Below are 26,206 nucleotides of genomic sequence, written 5' to 3' on the forward strand. Positions count from 1 at the left end.
TCTCAGCGCACAGATAGTTAGATTATATTAGGTGCGGCTTGGGAAACAGCATTTGGCTGAGGGTATGACTTAGGGAAAGTAATGATAAATTCGCTTCCCCGGTTAGGTTCGCTGATTAGCTCAATGGACGCTTGTAGCCGAATTGAAAGAACTTTGACGATCGATAAACCTAGTCCGTGAGAACTTTCTCCGTTAGTGGGACGAGCACTTAATTTCTTAAATTTCTGGTAGAGGTTCCTCTTATCTTCATCGCTAAACCCTGGCCCTTCGTCTTTTACCGAAATATGAATCACCTTCTGGCTTTCGGTTGTGGCCAGTAAGTGGACATTAGACCCGTTTGGAGCGTACTTAATAGCATTAGAAACCAAGTTGGTAATTATCTGACCCAGCACCAACGGGTCTGTTTCAAGCGTTGTTGATGATTCTACATTCAGATGCAATGCAATTGATTTACTGATTGCTTCATTTTCAAAACTATTAAGTAATTGCCCTAGCAGCGACGACAGGTTTACCTCCTCTAAGTTCAGTTTATCTTGCTTCTCTATCAGGCTGTTATTCAGCAGATTGTTCACCAGAGAACTCCCCGATTGAGAAGTGTTTTTAATCAGATTAATGTATTTTTTAGTTTCTGAAGGGTCTACACTTAAATTCATCGTCAAAATCTCGGCTAGGCCACTAATCCGCTGAAAAGGTGCTTTCAGATCATGGGTCACCATGCTCATTAGAGTCTCTCTTTCATCACCAATTTCCTCCAGACGGGCATTTTTCTCACTAAGTTCTTTGTTTTGCTGAATGATTTGGGTGTTCTGAGAAATGATTTTCTCATTTTGCTCCTCAATCTGCCGCTGCTGCTGTTCAAGAAACCGGTTCTTCTGACGAACTCGGTAGTAAAATGCCAGCAGCGTTAGCAATAGAAGAAAAACCAGCAACAAAATAATATTTTTAGCAGCAATCTTTATTCTGGCCTGCTCCAGCACCTCCCGATTACGAGCTTCGTCAGCTTTTAGTAGCTCGTACTCCTTTTCTTTTTCTTCAATCCGAAGCCTATTTTCCAGCCGCTCAACGGTAATAGCTTTGTCTACATTGTATAAAGAATCTTTAGCCGCTACAAACTGCTGATATCGCTTTAGTGCCAAAGCATGCTCACCATTCATCTCGTTGATCTTTGCCAAGTAATAGTAAGCCTCTTTTTTCTGCTTTAGGCCATTTTCGGTAGAATTATCAACAATATCTTGCAGGTATAATCGGGCTTTATTGTACTGACGGCGCGCGTAATAATTCTTAGCCAGCAGTAGATTAACTGACGAAATAAACCGTACGTTTTCAAAGACATCGGTAGCACTGATTGCTCTACGTAGGTACTGCATAGAGCGAGAATAATCAGTTTGCCCGTAGGCAAGGTTCGCTAAAGAAAGATTAATCTCAGCAATAGTCATTTCATCTTTTATCTGCTGACTTAAACCCATAGCAATTTGTAAATAGTGGTAGGCTTTGTTATACGGCCCACCTTCCTGATAAAAAGCCGCTAACTCCTGGTAAGTTGATATTTGCCCGCGTATATCATCTATTTCCTGACGAATTTTTAGGGCTTCGTGTAGCAGAGCAAGCATTCTGGTAGTATCGTTCTGCAGGGTGTAGAGCTGTACTAAACTTTTATAGCAATAAGCCACTCCGGTTTTATCATCTAGATCTTTAAAGATAGCTAGGGCTTGGTTGATATAAGTATGCGCCTTCAGACGATCTCCCTGCGAAAGTAATAGCCTGCCCAAATTATTATACGAATAAGCCAGTTGGATAGAATCTTGAGCATGTTGAGCAGTATCCAGAGCCTGGCGATGACTTGCAAAAGCGTCGGCATAATTTCCTTTGTATACCAAGGCAATTCCTTGAAAGTTAAGGGCTTTAGCCTTCTGATGGGAAGAAGCTACCGAATTCAGCACTAGGCGGCTGTAGTAAATAGTGCTATCAGGATACGACAGACGATAAGCCCACCCTATTTCATTGTATATATTCCACACATGATCGTCTTCGGCAGCTTCTAGTGCAGTATGCAAACTATCTATTTGCTGGTAATTCTGAGCCGAAAGATTTCCGAAAAGCGGTAGAATAATTAGGAAAGCGACAATCCTAAATTTCATAGCTAAAGGCTGTTATATTGTTGGGTTCGGTTGATTAAGAATTTCTTAGTATGATTTAAAACTGAGTACAGCTAATTTTAGACTAAATAGCGATCCAATAGTACTTAATCTAAATATACTAAGGCAGTAACTATGTATTCTCATACTGCACTTACTGAGATGGTCGACCACAGTAGGTGATTTTGACTAGGAAGTTACGGATTTTTACGGGACTTACCGAGTAGAAGGCCGGAATGATAGGAATACTACGATAAATTGTAGGGATAGTGAAATAAACCTTCGTCTTCCTGTAACTTAATGGCATTTTAAGGTTGCACCCAACCGTCTTGGCCTAACAAAGGCACAAAACTGAACAGCTCGTAAGCAGACCGCTGAATTGTTTCATCATCGCCTTTTTCTAACAACAGCATTTCTTGACGATTACGATCTCCTACGGGAATGACTAAGCGACCATTTGTGGCCAATTGTTCAATGAGCGCAGTAGGAACGCGAGGTGCCCCAGCGGTAACTACAATACGATCGTACGGAGCATGAAGCGCCCAACCTTCGGTACCGTCGCCACACGTAAGTTGGGCGGTATAACCCAGCTTGTTTAGTAGCTCTTTCGCCCGGCTGTGAAGTATCTGGTTGTATTCAATTGAATAAACCTGACCTCCCATTACCGAAAGCACCGCACACTGGTAACCCGAGCCAGTACCAATTTCCAGTACCTTCATCCCCGGCTCAAGCTGAAGCAATTCCGACTGAAAGGCGACGGTATACGGCTGAGAAATTGTTTGCCCTTCTCCAATCTGAAAGGCTTTGTCCTGGTAAGCATGATTAACGAAGGCAGAATCCATGAAGGCGTGTCGAGGTATTTGCTCCATGGCCCGAAGCACCCGTTCATCCCTAATCCCCTTATGATAAAGCTGTTGTATTAGTGCCCTACGCATTCCCCGATGCTTGTACCCTTCAATGAAACTACTCATCCGTTCTAATTTGCCCCAAATTTGGCAGAATATGGGATATTTACCAATCTTATTGGGCAAATTAGGTCACTCTTCAGGTAGAATAAATGACGTAGCACTACAAATTTTTTTGAAGTAGTAGCATGAACTGAAAATTTCTATTCTTAAAATAATTAAATTTTTCCGATATAAATTATTAAATTGCATTGATATTCAGTACTTCTTACTTGTTATAATGAAAACTACCGTTTCGAACTGGAGCAACTATCCGGTGAAAGATACTACACTAACTCACTGGCGAGGAGAAAGTATACCTGCCGATCGCAAAAATTGGATTGCCCGAGGCCTAGGCCGTTGCTACGGTGATGCCGCACTTTCTGACCAGATACTCTCGACGGTAAAACATAACCATATACTAGAATTCAACCCCGAATCAGGGGTAATTTGCTGCCAGTCGGGCGTTAGCCTGCACAATTTACTGGAAGTTTTCGTACCAAAAGGTTGGTTTTTACCAGTTACGCCCGGTACCAAGTTCATTACCGTAGGCGGAGCATTAGCCTCAGATATTCACGGTAAAAACCACCATATAGCCGGATGCTTCGGCGACCACGTGAGTTCCTGTACATTACTACTCGCCGATGGGAAAAGAATACGCTGCTCACCTACCGAAAACAGCGAGGTGTTCAATGCCACTCGTGGCGGAATGGGGCTCACCGGAATGATTGATACGGTAACGTTTCAGCTAAAAAAAATTGAGAGCAGCTACATCAAACAACGTCAGATTAAAGCTCAGAATTTAAACGAGGTTCTAGCACTGTTTGACAAGTATAAATCGTACACCTACTCCATGGCCTGGATTGACTGCTTAAAAGGAGGAAAAAACTTCGGCAGAAGCATTATGATGATGGGCGAACACGCTACGCTAGATGAACTCACTAGCAAACAGCAACAAACTCCGTTAATTAGCAAAGTTGGGCATGACATCAATATGCCGATTAACCTTCCAGGCTTTGTACTAAACTCCCTCTCCGTGAAGGCTTTCAACTGGCTGTATTTTCATAAAAACGTAAAAAAGGTTATTGAAAATACGGTTCACTACGACCCATTTTTCTATCCCCTAGACTCAATACTTCACTGGAACCGCATGTACGGTAAAAAGGGATTTGTGCAGTATCAGTTCGTGCTTCCGATTAGTAACAGCAAAGAGGGGTTGGTAAAAATCATGGATCGGATTCGGCAAAAAGGTTGGGGTTCCTTTTTATCAGTACTAAAACTCTTCGGAAAACAAGAAAGCCTAATTTCATTCCCAATGGAAGGCTATACCTTAGCGCTTGATTTTCCTCTCAAAAAGGGTTTATTCAACTTTTTGGATGAATTGGATGAGCTGGTTCTGGATTTGGGCGGAAGAATTTATCTTACGAAAGATGCCCGCATGAAAGCCGATACTTTTATGAATAGTTATCCTGGTAGCCGGGAGTTTCTCCAGATACTAAAGCAAATCAATCCTGACCTAACCGTACAATCTGATTTAGCCAAACGATTGTCTATTCTTCCCTCATGAACCAACGTGTATTACTTATTGGGGCAACCAGCGATGTTGCGAAAGCCTGTGCGTACATCTACGCCGAAAAGCAGTACAATTTAGTATTAGCCGGACGAAAGCCCGATGAATTACAGATACTCGCTAACGATATAAAGATTCGCCACAATGTTGCTTGCGATTATCTTAAAATTGATCTGATGGACAGCAATACTCATGCTGAAGCTATCAATTCCCTCCCGACCATTCCCGACATTACGCTCTGTTTTGCCGGGTATCTAGGCGATCATGCATTAGCTATCAACAATTGGGCGGAAGCAGAGCGAATTATTCAAACGAACTACACGGGAGTTGTTTCCCTTATCAATCTCGTTGCCAACCACTACGAGAAGCAAAAAAAAGGCACTATCGCAATCTTAAGCTCGGTAGCTGGCGAGCGCGGGCGGCAGAGCAACTATTTGTACGGCAGTGCCAAAGCCGGGTTAACGGCCTACCTTTCGGGATTACGTAATCGATTAGCCTCTCAAGGTGTTCACGTAATAAGTGTAATTCCGGGGTTCATTGATACTCGGATGACGGAAGGGTTGAAGTTACCCAAACCACTTACAGCTTCCCCCCATCAAGTAGCCCAAGCTGTTTTTAAGGCGGTTAAAAAGAAAAAGAATATTGTCTACGTGCTTTGGATGTGGCGTTATATTATGCTCATTATTAAGGCGATACCCGAGCCACTATTCAAAAAGCTAAAGCTTTAGTCGCACTTCAATTCCTCAGCGAGTAGTATTTCTCGTTCTACTACAGAAGAACCATCAATTAGCTTTTGCCTTCTTGGTCGCTATCTCTATCTTCATGCATTCTATTCTACTAACCTAATCAGCGCTACCATGTACGTAAGACGAAATATTCGTTGGAGCATAGTCTGGAAATTTGCCTGGAAAAACATTCTATTCTTCATCGCTTGGTCATTCATTGTCACTGCGGCTTATGTTACCTTGCTTAAGCAAGGTATAGACGTTAGTATTCCTTTTCTACCGCTCAGCACCATTGGTATTGCGGTGGCCTTTTACATTGGCTTCAAAAACAGCCAATCCTACGACCGATTTTGGGAAGGACGTAAAATCTGGGGCGGTGTTGTCAACTACAGCCGTACATGGGCCAATCAAGTGCTGAGCTATTTGCCGGACTTAACTACTAATTCCTCTATTTCGTCATTACATACCGAACTAATCTATCGTCACTTGGCCTGGATTAACGCATTGCGTATTCAGCTACGTCGCACCACCATGCTAGATCGGCAAAACCTTAGTTACATGCCGGATCTAAGACTGAAAAATGACCGAGAGTGTCAGGATTATATCCGCACATTTCTGTCGGATGATGAATACGTTGAGGTGATGCAACAAGCCAACACGGCCACTCACTTGGTGAAAAACCAGGGTAAAGCACTACGCGCATTAGCGAGAGAGAACGAACTAGATGCTTATCGGCAGGTAAATATGATGCAAACGCTGGAAGAACTCTATAACCTACAAGGCAAATGTGAACGCATTAAAAACACACCCTTCCCTCGCCAGTACGCTTTTTTCAGCACGGTTTTCGTCTGGATTTTCGTGATTTTACTACCGTTCGGCTTGGTGAGCGAATTTGGGAAAATGAGCAACAGTTCGATCATCTGGCTTACGGTTCCGTTTTCAGCCCTCATTTCCTGGATATTTGCCACTATTGAAACGGTGGGCGACAATAGTGAAGATCCTTTTGAGAACTACATTAACGATGTACCGATGACAGCCCTATGTCGAACTATTGAAATTGATCTGAGGCAATTGCTGGGGGAAACTGAAATACCACCTAAGATTGAACCGGTAAACGATATTCTACTCTGAGCCTACTAACCTCTCGGCCTAGCCCAGGAAACCCGGGCTACAGTCCACTCTGGAAAGATGGTTTTACGACTCAGTGTTGTACCCCGAATATCGTCCAAAATATAAAAGTACATAGGCCGTTGCTTGTAACTGCTTTGCGTAGTACCATCGCCGCGGATAATCTCGCTAAATTCGTCGGCTCCCAGACCAGAAGGAAGCACTAAATTTTCACCCACAAAAAACACTGGTCGCTCCTCAACACATCCGGCACCACAGTTGCTGATATCCTTTTCATCCGGCACGTGGTAGTAAAGCGTTCTGCCTCTTGGGTCAACAATGTACTCACTTAAGGTATCACCCAAACCTTCTATTACTTGATGGGCTAACATTACGCTATAATCAGGCTTGGCAACAAACCAATGGTTATTCTGCCCATCACCGTTAATCACATTTGGCTGGCTATCCCCCTGGAAGCGATACAGTGGCCAACCTTTGTAGGTACTCTGGCGTTCGCCATCTTCTCGAGTAATGGTATCAAAATCACTTTCCTCAAGACCTTCCTCCACAACTAGTGTTTCGGTATAAAATACTGGCCAGGCGGCTGCACAACCACCGTTACAAACGCTATTGCCGCTTACATCCCGACTGAAGAAATAAAGTGCGCGACCATCTTGATCCGTTAAATACTGCCCGAAAGTATCGCTCATGGCCAGTTGTACCTGTGGGGTAGCCGGAACGTTACTGGTATCATCATCCTGACAAGCGACAAGCAATCCGCTTATGATTGCTACAAAAAGAGCTAGATATTGCTGGGTGTTCATCGTTACTTTTTTTAGTGTGAAATAAATATATCTATCAGCTAGTGATTGATACAAATGTAAGGGGTAAAAGTGATAATAAGCTAGTTTTGTAGGTATACAAGAGGTGTACAAAAGACTAAAAACCAGCAATGAATAGCATTTAGGCTACGAAAATGGGTATACACGGCTTGATAATCATTACAGAGTGATTGCCTAATTGCTAAGTACAATACGAACTATATTCTTGTATATTTTTCGTGTCGTCATTGCGAGCCGCGAAGAATGAGCGGCGTGTCGGATGGTCGATGCCACAATCTCACAACCCGCCCACCGTAACGTTAGATGGCTTCGCGGACTCGCCATGACGAAATATAGAGTAAGTTAGTTACAGTATACTTAATACTTAGAAGGAAAGAGTCAGGAGACGGTAGCAGAATCAGATGCTTCAAAGTTTTGCATAAAATCTATGAGGTCATCTTCTTTGTTAAGTTCTAGTTTCTTTCGTAATCGGTAACGAGCGGTCTTTACACTCTCCGGAGAAATACCTAAAATACTAGCCGCTTCCTTGAGGTTCATTTTAAGTTTCAGCAGCGCGCATAGTTTCAACTCACCTTGCGTAAGGTCAGGATAGGTTTCCCGAAGTTTCTCTAGAAAATCCTGGTGAACATCTTCAAAAAACCGCCTAAACTCTTCCCAATCGCGGTCAATATTGGTGTGTTGATCTACCAAGCGGGTGAGGCTACTAACCTTTTTACTCACTTCGTCCGAACGGGCTTGCCTGAGTTGTTTAAGGCCGACCTTCAGTTCCTCAAAGAGTTCGCTCTTTTGGATGAAGTTAACCGTATACGAAGTGAGCTCCTTACTTTTAAAGGTAAGCTTCTGCGCTAGTTCAGCTTCTTTTAACTTGGCGTTTTCCAGTTCAGCCCGGGTTAGTGCCTGTTGGGCAGAATAGATTTCCCGGTTCTTTCTAATCCGTAGCCGTTGCCGACTTAGAATGAGGTAGGCAACAGTTCCCAACACTATCAATCCCAAAATCAATCCGTAGCGGAGCAAGCTATCGGTACGGGCTTTCTGATTAAGAGTCTGGATGCGTTCATTTTGTAGGGCAATCTCCTGCTCTTTCTGCTGAGTTTCGTACACAGTTTGTAGCTCAGCTATCTGCCGGGCTTTTTCTTCGTTGAATAAGGTGTCTTTTAGTGCAATGTATTGCTCAAAATAACGAATTGCCTGTTTATAGTTACCTCGGGCATTTTCCAATTCCTTAAGCTCCAAATAAATATCCTGAAGCTGTTTCTGATCATTTACTTGCCTAGCTACATCCATACTTTGCATCAGGTACTCCTCTGCTTGAATAAATTTCTGCTGTTCTCGATACATTTTTCCTACATGATATAGGGTAATTGCTATACCATGCAAATCCCCTATCTCACGACTTAGCTCTAGTGACTGTTGATAATACATAAGTGCTTGGTTATACTGTCCAGTCACCGTGCTTATATCGCCCAAACTACCATAAGATAGTGCTATACTGTAGGGGTCTTTTACTTTTTTATATAATTCCAAAGCTTCGCGGAAACTAGAATCTGCCCGATTGTATTCGCTCATATCAAAATAAACATTACCGATATTACCAAGCGCAGTCGCAACGTTGATAGCGTCACCAAACACCAGATACTTACTTAATGCTTCCTGAAAAAATTGTAGAGCTAGCTCAAGATCTTTTTGCTCGTAATAGATTAGCCCAATATTTAACATAGTATTAGCAGCATAGAGAGTATGGCCTAATCGTTGATAAGATGTTAAAGCGTTAATTAAATAATCAAGGGCAGTAGTATATTTACCCTGCGTCCAGTGAGCCACTCCAATTACGTCGTAAGCGTAAGCAACGCCCGAAGTGTAAGATAGGCTATCGGCTAACGTTAGGGCTTGCTGACCATAGTATTCTGATTCTTTCGGGTCGACTACCCAATACTCGACTCCAAGCTCATTAAGCAGGTTTACCCGAATTGTATCGGCTTCAGTATGCTGGGACAGTAGCTGATTTAAGCTATCAATTGCCGGATCACCTTGACTAAATAAATTGAAGGGAAGAAAAAGCAGGGCGAATAGCCGCAACTTACTATTCATAACGTGAGAAATTGTTTCAGAAAGGTACAAAAGTGGTAAAAGGCAGGCAAATTACCCTTTATTGGTGTATTAATATTCGGAAAGTCATCCAACAGCCCTAAAATTATAGTCTAAACAGAAACAACTACCATCAGATGCATTTAAAAAAAGAGCAAACAGATAGGGCTGTCACTAGTTACAACAATGTGTTATATTTTTTAATCCTAATTTATTTTTACTATGGACACTAAACATGTTATTGATGAGTTAAACGATTTGGTTGAGAAAAACCACGATGCAGTGGATGGTTTTCAGAATGCTGCCGAGAAGGTACAAGATCATGATCTGAAAAACTATCTGATGGAGCACGTTCACCAGCGCAACCAATTTAATTCAGAACTACGCCAAGAGATTACTTCGCTGGGTGGCACCCCAAAGGAAACCAAAGAAGGTTCAGCCAGTTTGCACCAAACCTGGATGGATATTAAAACTGCCCTCAGCAGCAACAAAGAAGAAGCCGTACTAGAAGAATGTATCCGAGGCGATAAGAATGCTTTAGACGAATATCGGGATGTGCTAGAAGAAACTGAAGTTCCCGCCAACGTGAAAACTACCGTTCGGAAGCAGATGGAGCAAATTGAAAGCTCTCTCCGAGAATTGGAACGACTAGAAGAGCGTTACGACTAATACGCTGTTAAGCGTTTCAGAACTAGCCCTTGTCTTCCAAGCCAGGGGCTTTTTTTCTTTCTCGGAGAAAGGTTATTTTTCGCTTTCGTTAAAAACGCTGGTTCAATGAAAGTATCATTTCTACCAATTGCCCTTTTTCTACTTACACTCAGTCCATTATCTGCCCAAGAAATCCCTCGGGTATTTATCTTCACGGATATTAATATTGATCAAGGCGATCCCGACGATCGTCAATCGCTGATTCATCTAATGTGGTACGCTAATGAGCTTCAGATTGAAGGAATTGTACCCGACCGCTGGGAAGCCGATGGCTATCAAGCCTGCAAATTAGTCATCGACGCTTACGCTCAAGATTTCCAACAAAACAGCTTTCAGCAAAAAGGCTACCCAGCACCGGAGAATATCCAGAAACAAATTGCTACGGATACGGCTCATGCGTTTCAGCTTTTTCGGCAGGCTGCAAGTGTAGAAACATCTCCGCTCTACGTCTTAGTTTGGGGCAATATGAGACTCTTTAGTCAGGCATTGGGGCAAAATCCTGAACTAAGCCAAAACATAAGAGTAATCACCATCGGCACAGGACTAATGCTCGAGGAAGATATTCCGCAACTGCCCAAAAACTGGGAAAAATCAGCACCTTGTGTGCAATTGAATTGGAATGGCTTTGGGCGAAACGCTATTTACAATAATCCGCAGTACGACGATTTGTGGTGGCTGGAGATTAATTGGACGTACAACGGCATGTTTACGGGTGAAGAGCCTAAACAGATGTTTTCTCAATTAGCCGAATACGGAAACTTAGGAAAACACATGCAGGGAGTAGTGAAAAACCAGCCCTGGGCACGCTACTTTCGGGTAGGCGATACCCCTTCGGTGCTCTATGTTATTGATAAAGCGCATGATCTAGATGACCCTACCAAAGCTAGTTGGGCGGGACAGTTTACTCAGCCCTTTCCCAAAGAAAAGCCTAACTACTACACCGACCAATCGGGTGATGTTGATTGGAATTACGAAGACCCTTGCAAAACTTGGGAGAATCATCAGACAGTGAAGGATTTTGCTAAAGGAACTCTGGAGAAGCAACGAAGCGATATGTACCATTCTCTTTTAGAAAAGTTAGACGAATTGTATCAACCTAAAAGATAAACCCTAAACTAGACGATATTTAAAATCTTCCACATTCGCTGCTGAAAAGAAATCTCCTCTCCTACTTTCCGGTTCACCAATGCTTGCCCGACGGGCGACTTGAGAGAAACACAATAGACGCTTAGATCATCAACTTTCACTTGTCCTAAACCTACAGCAAAATAGAAATGCCCTTGATTGGTTTCTACCAAACTACCCGGCAGTACTTTAGTATATTTCTGAGTCGGTTCTAACGATGCCAGTAAGTTGTAGAGCCGCTCAGCTTCAGTTAATTGCTTAAATAATCGCTCCTGTTCTAGGTGTAGCATTGCCCGTCCGGTTTCGTATTTGTCGCCCACTGAGCTCTTAGTTTCTTCCGAAACGGCTGATTTATACTGCTGTAGCTCAGTTTGCAGTCCGGAGATTTGTTTCTCCAGGCGGTCTTTACAATTTTCAAAAATCTGTCTCTTCAAATTCATTCTACTGGAAATCTCACGCACCTATCTGATAGGATTGGGGTGCTTAGATACGTAAAGCAGCGCATCAAAGCAGCAGACTAGGGTATTGTCTTCCGGATTATGCTGGTCGCCCGATGCGGCTACGTACACCCTATCGTTTTGATCGACATACACATCGTGGAAGTAATGTTTAAAGGGTACGTCCACCGGACTAGAAAACGCTCCGTCTGACCGAAGCAAGTCTGAAGGATTTACATAATTATCAGTCACATTCTTCCTCAATTCGTAAACGATACCCTGAGAGGTAGTGTCGGTGTCCATTTGCTTAATGTACTGATTAACGTAATCATCATGATACGAATGCCAAGTCTGACCTGTATCCAATGAGTAATGTTGCGCTAACACTGCTGATTTATTGCCTAATGAGTCCGTTCTGGTAGCATGTAGGGCAAAGAGCGTATCATTATTCATAAGTAAGCCTACCACACTTCCCTGAAAATCATGAGACATCTTCCAAGTGTTTCCTCTATCTCGTGTGAAGTAGCTTTCCGTCCATGTAGTAACTGTAAGCGTGCGATCAATGTCGCCGAATACAGCAAAAGCCTCTCTTTCATCCGGAATTGTCAACTTTATCCAATCTTCGTAAGTATCGGAATCATCAACTTTGACCTCCTCCTTTTCCTCACAGCTCAGGCATAGCAGGGCAATGAGTACAACGGACAAAAATCTATTACAAACTTGGTTCAACATACAAAAGATCATGATTACTTCTTTTCTTTGAAGATACGTAAAATTGCTTTCTTTTCTGTAATTGGATGCTCTCAAATATCATCGTATTTTAACGACAACTCTCAGCATGTCGGGTACGCTACTCATAAAAGCTTATGCTTACGATTCGTATCGGTTTACTTTAAGACAATACATCCAACTACTCTCCTTATAGATCACAAACTGAAAATAAGCTTCTGAATTGAGATGAAGATAGAGGAATATATCAAGAATAATGTTGACAAACGTTTTGATGGCAACCTACCATTCAAGACTGTGAATAAAACTGTGAAAAAGAAATCAATTCTAACCAACTTTGGTCAATTTGAAAGCAAAGTTTATTTTTTGAACAAAGGAATTATACAAGTTGAAATTGATTCATCAAAAGAGATTAGAATCTTAGATTTTTTCTTCGAAAATTCATTTTTTTCATCGTACAGCTCTCTTCTCAATCAAACAGCGTCTGATGTTAGAATAAGAGCCATAACTGAATGTGATATAGAAATCATTGAATATGCTGATTTGCAACAATCTTACGAAAGCTCTCTAATTGCAAATAAGTTAGGACGCTTTGAAACTGAAAAATTATATTTAAAAAGAGTTCTTAGAGAAAAAATGTTGCTCACAGAAAATGCAAAAGACAATTATCTGCTGCTTACAACCAAATACCCCGAAGTCATCAAACGTATTCCGCTGAAAGATATAGCAAAATACCTCGGAATTACCCCAGAAAGCTTGAGTAGAATTAGAAAAACCCTCATTTCTTAACATAGGGTCAAGTCAAAGTACTGCATGTTGTTATATATTTCAAAATTATAACATCATAGTACTCAGCCATAATGAAAAAAGCGCTAGTCAAAATAGTATCAGGTCTTTTCCCCAACCTTCTCACCGCTTTTGCATACAATCAGTTGACAAACCCACAAGTTCGTAAACTACGAGACAATGAATTAAAGACATTAGACAAGGCGGAGAAAGAAAGTTTCCTCTTTAAGGGTTTTGATATTAAGCTTTATACCTGGAAAGGTGAAGGCAAAAAAATTCTTTTAATCCACGGATGGGAAGGGCAAGCTGGAAATTTTTCAGATCTAATTGAAAGTCTTATTCAAGTTGGCTACACGGTCTACGCTTTTGATGGCCCTTCACACGGATATAGCTCAAGAGGAAGAACCAGTCTTTTTGAATTTACTGAACTAGTTGGGGTTTTAATCAGAAAATTTGAAGTTCGTGATTTGGTAAGTCATTCTTTTGGTGGCGTTGCTACTACGTATGCCCTTTTCAATAATAAGGACTTAGAAATTGACAAATATGTCTTACTGACAACACCTGATAAATTTACGGAGCGCATAGACGATGTATCTGAAATGGTTGGAATAAGCAACAACGTAAAGAATAAGCTGATTCAAAGGTTAGAAAAAGAGACTAATATTGATGTAGCAAGCCTTAATGTTAGTGAATTTGTAAAATCAATAAATGTCAAGCATTCCATGATTATCCACGACAAAAATGACAAGGTAATACCTATATCTCGTTCAAGGAATGTACACAAGAATTGGAGCGTATCAGAATTTAAAGAAATTAACGGGACAGGACATTTTAGAATTCTGAGAACGAATGATGTGATTGCTGATGTAGTGGACTACTTCAAATAAAAAAGTGGTCAATGCGCTTAAACGAATTTGAGGCTCAGAAGGCTACAAGGTAAAAATATTTTAAGGATTGAGATAGATGCTTATCTTGCTTACGCAACCTATTTCTATTCTATGAGATTCTTCTTCCCATTTTTATTTCTATCCTTTAGTTTTACCAGTTTTGCCCAAACGGCCGATCGGCCCAACGTATTACTCATTATCACCGATGATCAGGGCTACGGAGATTTAGGATTCACCGGAAATCCACATATCAAAACTCCGGTACTGGATCAACTTGCTGAGGAAAGTACTCGACTTACCAATTTTTATGTTTCTCCCGTTTGTGCCCCTACCCGATCCAGTCTGATGACCGGGCGCTACTCACTACGAACTGGAGTACACGATACCTACAACGGTGGTGCCACCATGGCTACCTCAGAAGTTACGATTGCCGAAATGCTAAAGAATGTGAACTATCGCACGGGAATCTTTGGCAAATGGCACTTGGGCGATAACTACCCGAGCCGACCTAACGATCAAGGTTTCGATGAATCGGTTATTCATCTGTCGGGTGGTATGGGACAAGTCGGTGATTTTACAACCCATTTCCAAAAAGATAGCAGCTACTTTGATCCGGTGCTCTGGCACAACGGTAAACAGCAAGCCTACGACGGCTACTGTTCGGATATTTTCGCTGAGCAAGCCATTGAGTTTATTAAGCAAAATCAGTCTAGTCCGTTTTTCTGCTATCTGTCGTTCAATGCGCCCCACACTCCATTGCAAGTACCGGATAAGTACTATCAGATGTACAAAGATATTGATCCCACCGCTGGGTTTGATGATGGGAGACCATTCCCCGATATGAGCGAAAAAGATAAAGAAGATGCCCGCAAGGTATACGGAATGGTGACTAACATTGACGATAATCTCAGAAAGGTTTTTAGTACGCTAGACGAGTTGAATATTGCGGATAATACCATCGTAATTTTCATGACTGATAACGGCCCTCAACAGCGACGCTACGTAGCCGGAATGCGCGGACGCAAGGGTTCGGTGTACCGAGGTGGGGTACGAGTTCCGTTTTTTATGCGCTACCCAGCCCAATTTTCCGAAAGTAGAGAAATTGAGACCACTACGGCTCACCTGGATGTGCTGCCTACCTTGGCTGATCTTTGTAGTGCCCAACTTCCTAAAAACCGGATGATCGATGGAAAAAGCTGGTTACCTCTATTGCAGGGAAATACTGTTGATTGGGGCAACCGCCCTCTGTTCTTTTATTGGACCCGTAAATACCCTGAATTATACCATAACATAGCCCTTCAGCAAAGTGATTACAAGCTGGTAGGACAGACATCATATAACGCTGAGTTATCCGACTTTGAATTATTTAATGTAAATAAAGATCCTTACGAACAGCAAAACTTGGTAGACGAACAGCCCGAAGTAGCTCAATCGCTCAAACAGCAACTAGACCAACATTTTTACGAACTCATTCAATCGCCCAATTTAGCGAATCCTCCGGCGGTAGTCATTGGTAGCGATGCAGAAGATCCTACATTTCTAAACCGGAATGATGCCAGTGGTGAACGCGGTATCTGGGCGCAAGAAGAAGTCTTTGGCAAATGGAGGGTAGAAGTTGCCCAGGAAGGATATTACGACTTTAATTTTCGCTTCCTAAGTCCGGTGGAACCCGGTGGACAAATGATGTTGGAGACCGAAACGCTCGTCCATCGCCTGGAAAACTCTAACTCTACTGAGGAAACCCTGACGATGGAAAATGTGTACCTGCCCCAGATGAAGGGCGACCTGATTCCATTTTATGAGATAAAAGGTAGGCGCATCTTTCCTTTCTGGGTAGAAATCAAACAAACCCAATAATCAAATAGTACCTAGTGAAGATAGGTCTAGAAATGCTACCATTCTATTAGCTTCTTGACTATTTTTGATGCCGGTTTTCAAATTATTCACGGATACTATGAGACAATATTTTCTTACACTTCTTCTTTTAATCACATCTTTATCACTCTCAGCCCAGCAGGTTCCCTTGGAGCCGCTTTCGCTAGATGATTTATCAGCTTTCCAAGAGCAAGCAGGCAACTGGATGGTGGTAGGCTCGGTCACCGTAGATCCAAACACTGATGTTCATCCTCAAGAAGCTGAATCAGAAAAGCCTAAAAAACGAAGAAAGAAGTCCAAAAAATCCGAAGACTCCCCTTCCCAGCAAGGCCCGGTTCGCTACGAATCTGGAACTGGCATCTTGCTGAATATGAATGATGAAACCAAGAAAGATCACCTACTGACTACTTTTGAGCATGGCGATATTTTGCTAGAGTTGGAGGTAATGATGCCCAAAGGTTCTAACTCGGGCATTTACCTGCAAGGGCGTTACGAGATTCAACTCTTAGATAGCTGGGGAGTGAAGAATCCCCGCTACGGCGATATTGGTGGCATCTACCGCAACTGGGAAGAAGAACCCGGAAAAATATACATGGGCAAAGCTCCGCTCACCAATGCAGCTAAAGCCCCCGGTTTGTGGCAAAGTATGCAGATCGCTTTTCAAGCCCCTAAGTTTGATGAGAGCGGTAATAAAATCGCTAACGCCCGCTTTGTGTACGTTGACTTAAATGGCGAACGCATTCACGAAAATGTAGAAGTCCCACTGCCCACCGGTGGCCCAGTGGAAAACAATGAGGTGGCAAAGGGGCCTATCATGATTCAGGGTGACCACGGCCCAGTGGCTTTTCGTAATATCAGATATCGATTAATGGGAGAATCGGATGTACAGCTTACCGATATTAGTTATAAAGTCTACGAAACTGCTTTTGCTAAGGTAGATTCACTTACGAACGCTCAACCTACTCAAGAAGGTATACTGAATCAGTTAACTACTGACTTATCAGGGGTTGATGACGATTTTACCGTGGTGTACGAAGGTAATTTGAGTACTTCTGAAGCCAGCGAATACCAGTTTCAATTAAATTACGTTGGTCGGACTATGCTAGAAGTAGACGGCAAGGTGAAGGTCGAGCCCAATGGTTTTGATGGTCGGAACACCAAGAATCAAATGACGCTTAGTTTGCCGAAAGGCGAAACCCCGTTCCGACTTGTTTATTTCAAACAAACTCCCCAGTGGCCCACCCGAATCGGCTTCTTTAGCACCGACTCCTATCCGCGTCCACTGCATAATCCCAACTCCTATCAGCCCGATATTCCAGAGACTGGTCCAATCTACGTGAAAGTAGCCGATGAACCCCGAATGCTCCGGGCATTTCTGGATTACAAAGGCGATCAATCACAGCGACTGACCCACACTATCGGAGTAGGCGAACCCAGTGGGGCGCACTTTGTCTATAACCTAACTACGGGCACTCCGGTCTGTGTTTGGCGCGGAGAATTCTTAAACGCTACCCCAATGTGGTACCGACGGGGCGATGGATCGTTCCGCCCACGGGGAGCTGTGCAGTACCTTTTTCCCAGTACCTCTCTGGCGAATCTCTCCGATGCCAATACTCCCTTCCCTACTCAGCTAAACGAGGCCGGGGACTGGCAGAGCAATGGCTACCGGATTGATACTGAAACCGGCTTACCCATTTTCTTACATCAGCATGGCGGGAAAACACTCGAAGACCGTATCCGAGCCGACGAAAACGGGAAGATGCTAACCCGCACGCTCACTTTAACCGAAGGAGAAGCTACGGGCGAAACTTACGTGAAATTGGCGGAAGGCGATGAAATTCAATCCATGCCCGACGGAAGTTTTTCCATCGATCAGCAGTACTTTATCCGCCCTGTCTCTAGTGAATCGGTTACGGTTCGCACGGTTAATCAAAAACAAGAACTAGTTGCGCCGCTGCAAAGTTCTTCATTCGCTTATTCAATTATCTGGTAATATGCTATTCACTATGTCTTTCTATAAATTTCGTTTATTACTCATTGTTGGTCTTTTATTCGTAGGATTATTTTCAGTCAAAGCCCAGACTTCGGATATGCCTACCGAAGATGATTACTACCAAATCATCACGCTACCTACTCCTGAAGATGTACTACTGGAAGTAGGTGGACTCACAACCCTACCCGACGGACGGATTGCCCTTTGCACCCGCCGAGGCGACGTGTTCATTGTGGAAAATCCCAACATGTACGAAGGCACCTTGCCCCGCTACGTTCGTTTTGCTACCGGACTACACGAACCGCTGGGATTAACCTATCGTGATAATGCGCTGTATACCGCCCAACGAGGCGAGCTGACCAAACTCACCGACACCAATGGTGACGATAAGGCCGATCAGTACGAAACTATCTATCAATGGCCGCTGTCCGGGCACTACCACGAATATTCCTATGGACCCAAATTTCTACCCGATGGTAGTATGATGGTCACCGGAAATGTAGCTTTCGGTAGCGAAGAATGGTGGCGAGGAGAAAGTCGGGTTCCCTGGCGGGGCTGGACAATGAAGATTACCCCCGAAGGTGAGATGCAACCCTGGGCTACCGGAATGCGCTCCCCCTGCGGTTTAGGTGTGGTTGATGGTGAATTTTTCTACACTGAGAACCAGGGTGACTGGATGGGTTCGGGTGGAGTTTGGCATATCACCGAAGGAAGCTTTTCGGGGCATCCCGCCGGATTAGCCTGGGCAGAGAAAGATGGCTCTCCAGTTGATCTAACCGAGCAAGAGTTCTACGCCCAAATTGATATACGACAAGTTAAGAAGAACGGTCGCTACGTGAAGCCTGAAAATATAGCAGACGAAGAAGATCCCGATTTTCTTTACGAGGCTAGCGAGACTTTCCCCGAAATTAAGCTCCCCGCAGCCTGGTTACCCCACGGTATTCTAGGTATCTCTAACTCAGAAATTCTAGTAGATGAAAGTGAAGGCGAGTTTGGCCCATTCAGCGGTCAGTTGCTAGTTGGCGATCAGGGGCAAAGCAAAATTATGCGGGTTTCGCTAGAAAAAGTGAAAGGCGAATACCAGGGAGTTGCTTTTGACTTTCGTTCGGGCTTCCAGTCGGGCGTGCTGCGGATGACTTGGGGCGGAGATGGCTCGCTCTACGTAGGCGAAACTAACCGAGGCTGGGGTTCCGCCGGAACGCAAAATGCCGGACTGGAACGATTGATCTGGACGGGTAAAACTCCCTTTGAGATGCAAACTGTCCACGCTGAACCCGATGGCTTCACCATGCATTTCACCCAGCCAATTGACAAGGAATCAGCCGAGGATTTAAATGCTTACAGCGGGCGTAGCTTTATTTACAAGTACCACGCCGTGTACGGTAGCCCAACCGTAAACGATGAGCCGCTGAAAGTTGCCGGAGTGAAAGTTGCCGAAGATGGAAAATCGGTTAGGGTAAAAGTGGATAATCTCCGGCAGTACTATATTCATGAGATTATAGCGGCTGGAATAAAATCCGCCGAAAGTGACCACTCATTGTTGCACCCTACGGCTTACTATACCCTCAATAACATTCCTGACGGAGAGAAGCTACCCGCCAGCGAATGGGTCACTACCCGATTGAAGAAAACTAGTCAGTCCACTACAAAAAGAACAACATCCCAAGCCGCTATTACTACTCCTGACGATCCGAATGTGAGTGCGGCTGCTCCCACTTACGCCGATATTGAACCACTGCTGGTGAAAAATACTTGTACGGCCTGTCATCAGGCTGAGCAGCGTCAGGTTGGCCCGGCCTTTAAAGATGTTGCGAAACGGAAGTACAGCGACGAAAAGATCGTAGAGCTAATCTACAATCCGCAACCGCAAAACTGGCCGGATTACACCCCAATGGCACCCATGCCTCAGGTTCCCGAAGAAGAGGCTTTGCAGATTGCCAAATGGATTAATTCATTAGATGATTAATGTGATGTGCATGCTCAAGTCAGTGTATTACAGCATTTAGTTAATCTCACCATATCAAGTCAGCAGGATACAAACATAAGGTAACGGTCTTGTGTATGAGTAGTAGCGGATTTCTACTCACAAACTTTTCAGTTTAGCACTGACTGTTTTATATTTATACTTTAGTTTTATCACTTAAACCGCTATTACTTATACATTGTGTTAGCCACTGGATTTCTATATTCGGTTCTTGGATAATCCGACATTCTCAAATTATCTTTTTGTAATTCCGTTAAAGCATTTTTTGCAATCCACTTTGCAGATTTGCTCTCAAACTCCAATATTTCGTTGGCAGTTTCTATTGCTCTTTCATTAAGGTCAATATTTCGTTTTCCAATATTCCGCAATGACCAATTAACTGCTTTTTTAATGTACAATCTTTCGTCATTTGCCTCCCGCTTAATTATTGGAAAAAATTGTTCAAATAGTTCGTTTTCTGAAGTTTTATCTGCCATACAATATGAAGCCATGGTGGCAAATCCTGCTCTCTTTTCAAATTCAGGTTTTCTTTTAGTCCATTCCAATATTTTAGAAAGTGCAAAATCACTTTTAGCAAATAGCCCCATAGAAAAACTGTCACATATTTCCCAGTTCTCAAATGTCTTTACCCATTTTTCCATTAATAGTTCGGTAACATCTTTTGGTTTAAACATTTTACTACACAAAAGTCGTCCTTCGTAAATTCCGCTATCAAAAAGTTGTAAAGCAAGTTCATTATCGTGTCCAATTTCTTTGGCTATCATTTTCAGCTCCTTGTGGTAAATCCCTAAAGAATTATTTGATATTATTCCAAAGCTTTTTTCTTTGAAAACAACCTTTTCTGCATCTTTCAAGTCATAAAGACATTCTATGATTTCGTTATAAGTCAATTATTTTTTTGAGTTTATTTCGATAGCTTGCTTAACGTAGTATTCAACAGATTTTTTATTCAATTCTTTTTGTGGTAGAACTCTAATCGCTTTTCCTTTTCCTGTCAGTAAGCCTAATTTGTCTTCTATTTTGGCACCTTTCAGAAATCCGAAATCGATTCCATAAGGCATTGTTCGCATATGGCAAATTCCACCTTTCTCATTTGAATAAGTCGTGATTCGTTCTTTTTTTGTTTCAACCATTCCGTCAAAAGACAGTAAAAATCCTCTTGCATTTAGAAATAATTCTCTGTGTTCAGATTCCAAATCTTTGTCGTATTGCATTGTGTTTCTTTATCTTGTGGCTAACGTTAAGTATATGAAAAGTAGGCGATTTCGAAGTATTAAACTTTCAGTTAAGAACAAAGTTTGATACGAGCCAAAATCCTTTATTTTACTACTATTTCGCTCATTTTTTATATACATTGTTAGCCACTGGCTTTTTTATTCATTTCTCAAATTCCCAATGTAATCTGTTCCTTTACATTGTGATAAATCAAAGATGCTTTTATGCATTCTTTTAATGCTAATTCAGGGATTTTCTGGTTTAATTGAAAGACGATTGCTCGTTTCCCCTCGTACTGAAATTTGTGGTCAAAAACCAACCTAAAGGTATCAACTAATCTACTTGTACATTGGAAATACATTGCATATTGGTCAGGTGTTTTTTCTTTCCAATCTATTCGTAAAGTACTACCGTTTTTAGTGACAAAACTCGGTTCTCCCCATTTCAAAGTTTCTTCCAAAACAGTCACTCCTTCGGTTTCTTCGGCTGTTTCTACTACCAGTTCCCGAAGATGTTGCAATTTATCCCGAACAAAGTCGGGATAATTCGCAAAAACTTCATTTACTCTTGGGGCTGTCTTTAAGGTTAGTTTACCCATTCGTTTCTTGTTTTATACCTACATAAAAATCTACTTCCGCATCAGAAGGATTTTGTGCTTTTTCCCCGAAAATCTCAAAATCGGCATTATAGGTTCTGTCCAATTCCATTTCAAATATTTTAGACCATTGGTTAACGACCAAACCTTGCATTAAGTCTCCTTTTGCAGTTGTCTTGGTGTATGTTCCTCCACTAAATGATTTACCAACCATTCCGTTGGGAATGTTGTCCAAATTTTCAACTTTGCAACCAAGTATTGCCGTATAAGGTTTTGTATGGTCGCCTTCATAGTCCGTGTATAGCGAATAAATTTCAGTGCCAACTTTGTTTTGGATTTTTGTCAAAGTGTTCTCCGACATAAATTTTTGCCAAAGTTCGGCAATATCATTACTTGCTTTTCCATTCTCGTTTGTTGTTCTTATCGAGATTCCGATAATATTGAAAGGTTCAATTTTCACTTTTTGCATCTTTTTAAGTTTTATGATTCAATGCAAAGGTAGATTGACCTTGTGCCAAAGGTATGTCAGGGGTGTTTTTATATTTTTCGCTGCATTTTTCAAGATACTCTTGCAAACTCATTTTATGAGGTTCAAAATGATTTTCCAAGACTTGCATTTTTTGAATGCAATCAAGGCGGAATGCTCTAAAATCTTTTTTAAGTCTGCAAAAAGCGATAAGAACCCAATTTTCCTGTGTGGTGTACAATGCAAATGGTTCTATCTCTCTTTGGCTTTGTTTGTTTTCCAATGACAGATAGTTAATTTTTACTGTCTGGTAATTTGAAATGGTTGATTGAAGTTGAATGAGATATTCGCTTGTTTTTTCGTTTTCACGGTTGTTTCGAACTTGTATTCTGTTGGATAGTAATTCCGTTTTTTCTTTTTGGGTGTATTTTAAGACCGATTTGATTTTTGTTATGGCACTTTCATATTGTTCGGTCAGGGATTGGTCTTTGTTTTTTCGAATAAGCTGCTCTGCTGTTATTAATGCGTTCGCTTCCTCTTGGGTGAACATAACTGGCGGAATTTTATAACCGTCCATAACCGAATAGCCTTTTCCCTCTTCCGTCACGATTGGAATTCCCGATTTCTCAAGAGTTCGGATGTCACGATAAACCGTTCTAACACTTACGTTATGTTTTTCGGCAATATCCTTTGCTGTTACAATCCGTTTTGATTGTAATTGGATTAGGATTGCTGTCAATCTCGCAAGTCTGGGTTTTTCTTTGTCCATTTGTGTTTTTCAGCTTGTGGCTAACGGTCTTGTATAAGCGCAGTAGCGGTTTTCACGCACTAATTTTCCGCGTAGAACTAGACTTAAATCTAAACATTTTGTTTCGTTTCAGTACTTCCACCGCTATTGAGTTTATACTGTGTTACCTGCTGTTTTACTTTCTGTAATTCTCCAAAATTTTTGTGCTTACCCAGTATATATCTTGATTGCTCGTGTAAAAGAGGTATTTTCCATCTGCCGATACAAAAGGACATAATTCGTGCTTATCGGAATTAATTGATTCTCCCATATTTACTGCCTCAGTCCAATTTCCGTCTACGTCTTTAAAGCTGATGTACAAATCTCCTTGGCCAAGTCCATTTTTACGGATAGAACAGAATATCATATATGACTCATCTAGTGCAATAAACACATCGGCCTCATATCTATTGGTGTTTATGGATTCAGGTAAGATTTCGGGTTTTAAGAATTGTCCATTCTCATATTCAGAAAGATAGATGTCAAAAGCATAACGAGGTGCATCTTCGGTTTTATCTTTTGATGCAAAATAAAGCGTTCCTTCATCTGTAAAAGATGCATAATATTCATTCAAGGGACTGTTTACAGGCAACCCCAAATTTAACGGTTCAGACCACTCTGACTCTATGCTATCTCGCTCTACATACCAAATGTCTATGTCTTCTTTTTTTTTTCCATCAAGCGACCGATTAGATATAAAGTAAAGTCTTTTTTGGTCTGGTGAAAACATTGGGTCGTTATAGCTTATAGAATCTGATTCAAATAACTTACTCTGAGGTGACCAAACACCATCTGTTAAGTTTGAAAAATGTATTTCCATAACGCCATTATTATCGACACCAAAATAGAATTCAGTTCCATCCTTGGAAAAAGTACATCCAAACTCGTGCCTGTTCGGTTTTGAAATGATATTTGGCGCAAACAATTCTGGTTCATTAAAGGGTAGTTTTTGCCCAAAATAGGTCATTGAATTGTCTGTTTCTGAGCCCACATTATCCTTCACTGAATTAATTAGCTTCTTCGGGTCATATCCAATTCCATTTTTGAATACTGTTGCTACTTCTCTGATTGTCTTTGGGTTATTCTCTAAGTCGCCATTAAGTACCACCAAATTTGCAATTTTTCCTTCTTCAATCGTACCGATATCGTTTCGTTCTAGAAGCTTGGCACCGTTGGAAGTCATAACTTGAATAGCCTCCTCTGGCTTGAATCCTGCCTCAACAAATAATTCATAATTTTTTTGGTCACCAAAGCCTGGCATATTATGAAGGCCAGGGTCAAGACCTGCTACTAACAATCCTCCCATTTTAAAGAACTGAAGTTCGTATGCCATTGATTTGGTAAGCCATTCTTCTTTGAAATACCAAGCATCACCCTGTGCTTGTTTTCTTTGCTTACGAGTATTGTATGCCGCACGGTGATAAGGTGCCATTACCTCTAAATCCCTTTCGTCCGCTGCTACGTTTGCCTGAGCCTCAAAAATGGCTAATGTGGAACCTAAGGCTACTCCATTTTTAATCAGTTTTTGTTGAACCTCCTTAACTTCATCGCTCTCAATGGCCAAGTTTGTTCTAAAATCATTATTCCCAACACAAGTACCGATTTCCCGTTCGGATGCGTGGTCATAGCTATGTATGAAGCCGTGTTCAATGGCATCAATACCGATTTCGGCAGCTTCGGCATAGGTCGTAGCACAAAGATGCCCTGTGACTTTTAGATTATTTTTGTGTGCTTCATCAACAATTACTTTTAAATCTTGCGGTCTCGTTCCGGTATAAACTTTTAGCCATTTTACGCCTTTCTGTGCCCAGTATCGAATGGTATCTCTTACCATTTGTTCGCTTGTAGACCTTATAAAATTTTGCCTGCCGTCGGGTCCTGTGAAATAAGGTCCTGAATTTATGATTTCTGGCCCAGGCTGTTCTCCATTGGCTATGGATTTTGCTATGGCTAATTCTTCATAAGGGTTTCCAGTTCCGCAAGTTTCGATAGTCGTCACGCCAGCAGCCAGATATAATTTAGGTGATGTTGAGAGCATTGCAGACCTTGGAATTCTCATATGGTTGTGCATTCCTATAATTCCTGGAATGACCGTCTTGCCTGACAGATTCATTTGAAAGAACCCATCTGGAACTTGTAGAGTATCTGAGTTGCCAATCTGGAAGATTTTACCATCTTTAATTAAAATAGTTTGAGAATCTTTTGGTGGGTTGCCCTTTCCATCAAACATTTTGACATTTAGCAACGCTACTCTTGATGAGTCTAGTGAAACGAAACTTTGTGTATAGTCTGACAATTTAACTCTTGAAGTTTGTGCCACCTCCGTTTGTTTCTGTGCACAGCTTTGCAAGGAAAATAATATTGGAACAATCAAATTTTTAAGTATTCTTTTCATTTCTCAAATAGCAGGTAACGGCCAAGTGCAGCCGCAGGCTGGGCTTGTTGGCGTTGATCTTTTAATTACCAATATCGCTACTTAGAGCAACTAATGAACTAGCTCATCATTGCTAGGTTTGTGGCTGAACGATGTTAGCGAGCGTTTCACAATTCATTTATCATTTGTTTCAATTCCTCGTAATTATCAGGTTTCTGATTGTAAGTTACGTTTTCAAATCCAAATTCTAATTCCACCTTCAAGGAAGTAGATTGGGTGAGTTTGATCTGTTTAATTGTCCAATCTGGATTGCAAACATAGATTGCTCCCAATGCCCACATAGGTGCTTCATCTGCTGAGCCAGTGTCTAACTTCATGTTTGTCAGCAACAGCTTCAGCAATTCCTCATTTTTGGTCTGACAGATCAGTTCTTCAGTTATCTCAAGAATCGGATCATACTTTTTTTCATGATGGCTGATCCATTCTTCAGAGGTCTGCTCTCCAGCTTTTCTTGACTTAATGAAGCTTTGCTCTTTTTTGAAAATATCTCTAATTAAAGAAATTTTACTATCAGTAGTCAGTGTTTCAATAGATTGAATTCTGCTCCTATGTACGTAACCATATACGTTCCAAAATTTGTTAACAATTAGCCAATTCTCACCCGCTTCTGGATGAAAGTAGAACAATTCATTTTTGTATATTTTATCAATAATATTTGACTGGCTACTCTTACCATCTCTTACATTTGTATATCCATCAGCATCATTGATTATCGCCAGAGATGAATTTTCTCTGAGTTTATCTCTAAACGCTTTTGTGTCATCTTGCCCCAAAACT

The 26,206-nt window shown here is 41.8% G+C and carries 23 protein-coding genes; 10 read left to right on the forward strand and 13 right to left on the reverse strand.

Translation table 11 applies throughout. The features are described from left to right. Window positions 1–17: 17 nt before the first annotated feature. Together P0M28_RS00765 and P0M28_RS00770 are read right to left on the reverse strand one after the other, a co-directional pair. Complete coding sequence (locus P0M28_RS00765; protein WP_302207445.1) at window positions 18–2,138, reverse strand: ATP-binding protein; 2,121 nt, start codon at window positions 2,136–2,138, stop codon at window positions 18–20. 305 nt (window positions 2,139–2,443) lie between these two features. After that, complete coding sequence (locus P0M28_RS00770; RefSeq protein WP_302207447.1) at window positions 2,444–3,106, reverse strand: protein-L-isoaspartate(D-aspartate) O-methyltransferase; 663 nt, start codon at window positions 3,104–3,106, stop codon at window positions 2,444–2,446. Window positions 3,107–3,320: 214 nt separating this feature from the next. Between P0M28_RS00770 and P0M28_RS00775 the strand changes: the two genes are divergently transcribed. The 3 genes from P0M28_RS00775 to P0M28_RS00785 all read left to right on the forward strand — a co-directional run bounded on the left by P0M28_RS00775 (window position 3,321) and on the right by P0M28_RS00785 (window position 6,505). Further along, window positions 3,321–4,646: an FAD-binding oxidoreductase gene (locus P0M28_RS00775; RefSeq protein ID WP_302207449.1), complete on the forward strand. Its 1,326-nt coding sequence runs from the start codon at window positions 3,321–3,323 to the stop codon at window positions 4,644–4,646. Further along, a complete protein-coding gene (locus P0M28_RS00780) occupies window positions 4,643–5,377 on the forward strand; it encodes an SDR family oxidoreductase (protein WP_302207450.1) in 735 nt (244 codons plus the stop codon). The genes P0M28_RS00775 and P0M28_RS00780 overlap by 4 nt, the downstream gene beginning before the upstream one ends. Window positions 5,378–5,506: 129 nt before the next feature. Further along, window positions 5,507–6,505 (forward strand): bestrophin family protein, encoded by a 999-nt coding sequence (locus P0M28_RS00785; protein WP_302207451.1) that lies wholly within the window; start codon window positions 5,507–5,509, stop codon window positions 6,503–6,505. Between the two features lie 5 nt (window positions 6,506–6,510). Here P0M28_RS00785 and P0M28_RS00790 read toward each other — a convergent pair whose 3' ends face one another. Both P0M28_RS00790 and P0M28_RS00795 read right to left on the reverse strand, forming a co-directional pair. Next, window positions 6,511–7,305 carry a COG4315 family predicted lipoprotein gene (locus P0M28_RS00790; protein ID WP_302207452.1) on the reverse strand — a complete coding sequence of 265 codons (795 nt, stop codon included), beginning with the start codon at window positions 7,303–7,305 and terminating at the stop codon, window positions 6,511–6,513. Window positions 7,306–7,701: 396 nt separating this feature from the next. Continuing rightward, a complete protein-coding gene (locus tag P0M28_RS00795) occupies window positions 7,702–9,411 on the reverse strand; it encodes a tetratricopeptide repeat protein (RefSeq protein ID WP_302207453.1) in 1,710 nt (569 codons plus the stop codon). 219 nt (window positions 9,412–9,630) lie between these two features. Between P0M28_RS00795 and P0M28_RS00800 the strand changes: the two genes are divergently transcribed. Together P0M28_RS00800 and P0M28_RS00805 are read left to right on the forward strand one after the other, a co-directional pair. After that, complete coding sequence (locus tag P0M28_RS00800; RefSeq protein WP_302207454.1) at window positions 9,631–10,077, forward strand: ferritin-like domain-containing protein; 447 nt, start codon at window positions 9,631–9,633, stop codon at window positions 10,075–10,077. Window positions 10,078–10,182: 105 nt separating this feature from the next. Further along, complete coding sequence (locus tag P0M28_RS00805) at window positions 10,183–11,223, forward strand: nucleoside hydrolase-like domain-containing protein (protein WP_302207455.1); 1,041 nt, start codon at window positions 10,183–10,185, stop codon at window positions 11,221–11,223. 8 nt (window positions 11,224–11,231) lie between these two features. Here the strand turns inward: P0M28_RS00805 and P0M28_RS00810 are convergent, their stop codons facing one another. Next, the gene (locus P0M28_RS00810) at window positions 11,232–11,675 is read right to left on the reverse strand and encodes a GreA/GreB family elongation factor (RefSeq protein ID WP_302207456.1); all 444 of its coding nucleotides are present in this window, start codon (window positions 11,673–11,675) and stop codon (window positions 11,232–11,234) included. 27 nt (window positions 11,676–11,702) lie between these two features. Continuing rightward, window positions 11,703–12,383 carry a glycoside hydrolase 64/thaumatin family protein gene (locus P0M28_RS00815; protein WP_302207457.1) on the reverse strand — a complete coding sequence of 227 codons (681 nt, stop codon included), beginning with the start codon at window positions 12,381–12,383 and terminating at the stop codon, window positions 11,703–11,705. A gap of 252 nt (window positions 12,384–12,635) precedes the next feature. Between P0M28_RS00815 and P0M28_RS00820 the strand changes: the two genes are divergently transcribed. From P0M28_RS00820 to P0M28_RS00840, 5 genes are all read left to right on the forward strand, one after another. Next, a complete protein-coding gene (locus P0M28_RS00820; RefSeq protein ID WP_302207458.1) occupies window positions 12,636–13,196 on the forward strand; it encodes a Crp/Fnr family transcriptional regulator in 561 nt (186 codons plus the stop codon). 71 nt (window positions 13,197–13,267) lie between these two features. Further along, window positions 13,268–14,080, forward strand: a complete 813-nt coding sequence (locus P0M28_RS00825; RefSeq protein ID WP_302207459.1) for an alpha/beta fold hydrolase — start codon at window positions 13,268–13,270, stop codon at window positions 14,078–14,080. Between the two features lie 111 nt (window positions 14,081–14,191). After that, the gene (locus tag P0M28_RS00830) at window positions 14,192–15,937 is read left to right on the forward strand and encodes an arylsulfatase (protein ID WP_302207460.1); all 1,746 of its coding nucleotides are present in this window, start codon (window positions 14,192–14,194) and stop codon (window positions 15,935–15,937) included. 97 nt (window positions 15,938–16,034) lie between these two features. Beyond that, window positions 16,035–17,948: a 3-keto-alpha-glucoside-1,2-lyase-like domain-containing protein gene (locus P0M28_RS00835; protein WP_302207461.1), complete on the forward strand. Its 1,914-nt coding sequence runs from the start codon at window positions 16,035–16,037 to the stop codon at window positions 17,946–17,948. Between the two features lie 13 nt (window positions 17,949–17,961). Then, the gene (locus tag P0M28_RS00840) at window positions 17,962–19,914 is read left to right on the forward strand and encodes a c-type cytochrome (RefSeq protein WP_302207462.1); all 1,953 of its coding nucleotides are present in this window, start codon (window positions 17,962–17,964) and stop codon (window positions 19,912–19,914) included. A 185-nt stretch (window positions 19,915–20,099) separates the two neighbouring features. On the opposite strand, the gene P0M28_RS00845 is transcribed toward P0M28_RS00840, so the two are convergent. The 7 genes from P0M28_RS00845 to P0M28_RS00875 all read right to left on the reverse strand — a co-directional run bounded on the left by P0M28_RS00845 (window position 20,100) and on the right by P0M28_RS00875 (window position 26,202). Continuing rightward, window positions 20,100–20,822 (reverse strand): DNA alkylation repair protein, encoded by a 723-nt coding sequence (locus P0M28_RS00845; protein WP_302207464.1) that lies wholly within the window; start codon window positions 20,820–20,822, stop codon window positions 20,100–20,102. Continuing rightward, window positions 20,823–21,146, reverse strand: a complete 324-nt coding sequence (locus P0M28_RS00850) for a DUF1801 domain-containing protein (protein ID WP_302207466.1) — start codon at window positions 21,144–21,146, stop codon at window positions 20,823–20,825. 170 nt (window positions 21,147–21,316) lie between these two features. Then, the gene (locus P0M28_RS00855; RefSeq protein WP_302207467.1) at window positions 21,317–21,745 is read right to left on the reverse strand and encodes a DUF1801 domain-containing protein; all 429 of its coding nucleotides are present in this window, start codon (window positions 21,743–21,745) and stop codon (window positions 21,317–21,319) included. Further along, window positions 21,738–22,211 carry a GyrI-like domain-containing protein gene (locus P0M28_RS00860; RefSeq protein ID WP_302207468.1) on the reverse strand — a complete coding sequence of 158 codons (474 nt, stop codon included), beginning with the start codon at window positions 22,209–22,211 and terminating at the stop codon, window positions 21,738–21,740. The genes P0M28_RS00855 and P0M28_RS00860 overlap by 8 nt, the downstream gene beginning before the upstream one ends. 4 nt (window positions 22,212–22,215) lie before the next feature. After that, window positions 22,216–22,977, reverse strand: coding sequence for a helix-turn-helix transcriptional regulator (locus tag P0M28_RS00865; protein ID WP_302207469.1), 762 nt, complete (start codon window positions 22,975–22,977; stop codon window positions 22,216–22,218). A gap of 154 nt (window positions 22,978–23,131) precedes the next feature. Continuing rightward, window positions 23,132–25,390 carry an amidohydrolase family protein gene (locus P0M28_RS00870; RefSeq protein WP_302207470.1) on the reverse strand — a complete coding sequence of 753 codons (2,259 nt, stop codon included), beginning with the start codon at window positions 25,388–25,390 and terminating at the stop codon, window positions 23,132–23,134. Window positions 25,391–25,536: 146 nt separating this feature from the next. Then, the gene (locus tag P0M28_RS00875) at window positions 25,537–26,202 is read right to left on the reverse strand and encodes an SH3 domain-containing protein (protein ID WP_302207472.1); all 666 of its coding nucleotides are present in this window, start codon (window positions 26,200–26,202) and stop codon (window positions 25,537–25,539) included. Window positions 26,203–26,206 lie beyond the last annotated feature (4 nt).

This window comes from Tunicatimonas pelagia, from assembly GCF_030506325.1.
Classification (GTDB): domain Bacteria; phylum Bacteroidota; class Bacteroidia; order Cytophagales; family Cyclobacteriaceae; genus Tunicatimonas; species Tunicatimonas pelagia.

Excerpts from the sequence above, each read along its gene's own strand:
- P0M28_RS00765 (WP_302207445.1), bottom strand. The coding sequence starts at position 2,138 with ATGAAATTTAGGATTGTCGCTTTCCTAATTATTCTACCGCTTTTCGGA.
- P0M28_RS00770 (WP_302207447.1), bottom strand. The coding sequence starts at position 3,106 with ATGAGTAGTTTCATTGAAGGGTACAAGCATCGGGGAATGCGTAGGGCA.
- P0M28_RS00775 (WP_302207449.1), top strand. The coding sequence starts at position 3,321 with ATGAAAACTACCGTTTCGAACTGGAGCAACTATCCGGTGAAAGATACT.
- P0M28_RS00780 (WP_302207450.1), top strand. The coding sequence starts at position 4,643 with ATGAACCAACGTGTATTACTTATTGGGGCAACCAGCGATGTTGCGAAA.
- P0M28_RS00785 (WP_302207451.1), top strand. The coding sequence starts at position 5,507 with ATGTACGTAAGACGAAATATTCGTTGGAGCATAGTCTGGAAATTTGCC.
- P0M28_RS00790 (WP_302207452.1), bottom strand. The coding sequence starts at position 7,305 with ATGAACACCCAGCAATATCTAGCTCTTTTTGTAGCAATCATAAGCGGA.
- P0M28_RS00795 (WP_302207453.1), bottom strand. The coding sequence starts at position 9,411 with ATGAATAGTAAGTTGCGGCTATTCGCCCTGCTTTTTCTTCCCTTCAAT.
- P0M28_RS00800 (WP_302207454.1), top strand. The coding sequence starts at position 9,631 with ATGGACACTAAACATGTTATTGATGAGTTAAACGATTTGGTTGAGAAA.
- P0M28_RS00805 (WP_302207455.1), top strand. The coding sequence starts at position 10,183 with ATGAAAGTATCATTTCTACCAATTGCCCTTTTTCTACTTACACTCAGT.
- P0M28_RS00820 (WP_302207458.1), top strand. The coding sequence starts at position 12,636 with ATGAAGATAGAGGAATATATCAAGAATAATGTTGACAAACGTTTTGAT.
- P0M28_RS00825 (WP_302207459.1), top strand. The coding sequence starts at position 13,268 with ATGAAAAAAGCGCTAGTCAAAATAGTATCAGGTCTTTTCCCCAACCTT.
- P0M28_RS00830 (WP_302207460.1), top strand. The coding sequence starts at position 14,192 with ATGAGATTCTTCTTCCCATTTTTATTTCTATCCTTTAGTTTTACCAGT.
- P0M28_RS00835 (WP_302207461.1), top strand. The coding sequence starts at position 16,035 with ATGAGACAATATTTTCTTACACTTCTTCTTTTAATCACATCTTTATCA.
- P0M28_RS00840 (WP_302207462.1), top strand. The coding sequence starts at position 17,962 with ATGTCTTTCTATAAATTTCGTTTATTACTCATTGTTGGTCTTTTATTC.
- P0M28_RS00850 (WP_302207466.1), bottom strand. The coding sequence starts at position 21,146 with ATGCAATACGACAAAGATTTGGAATCTGAACACAGAGAATTATTTCTA.
- P0M28_RS00855 (WP_302207467.1), bottom strand. The coding sequence starts at position 21,745 with ATGGGTAAACTAACCTTAAAGACAGCCCCAAGAGTAAATGAAGTTTTT.
- P0M28_RS00860 (WP_302207468.1), bottom strand. The coding sequence starts at position 22,211 with ATGCAAAAAGTGAAAATTGAACCTTTCAATATTATCGGAATCTCGATA.
- P0M28_RS00865 (WP_302207469.1), bottom strand. The coding sequence starts at position 22,977 with ATGGACAAAGAAAAACCCAGACTTGCGAGATTGACAGCAATCCTAATC.
- P0M28_RS00870 (WP_302207470.1), bottom strand. The coding sequence starts at position 25,390 with ATGAAAAGAATACTTAAAAATTTGATTGTTCCAATATTATTTTCCTTG.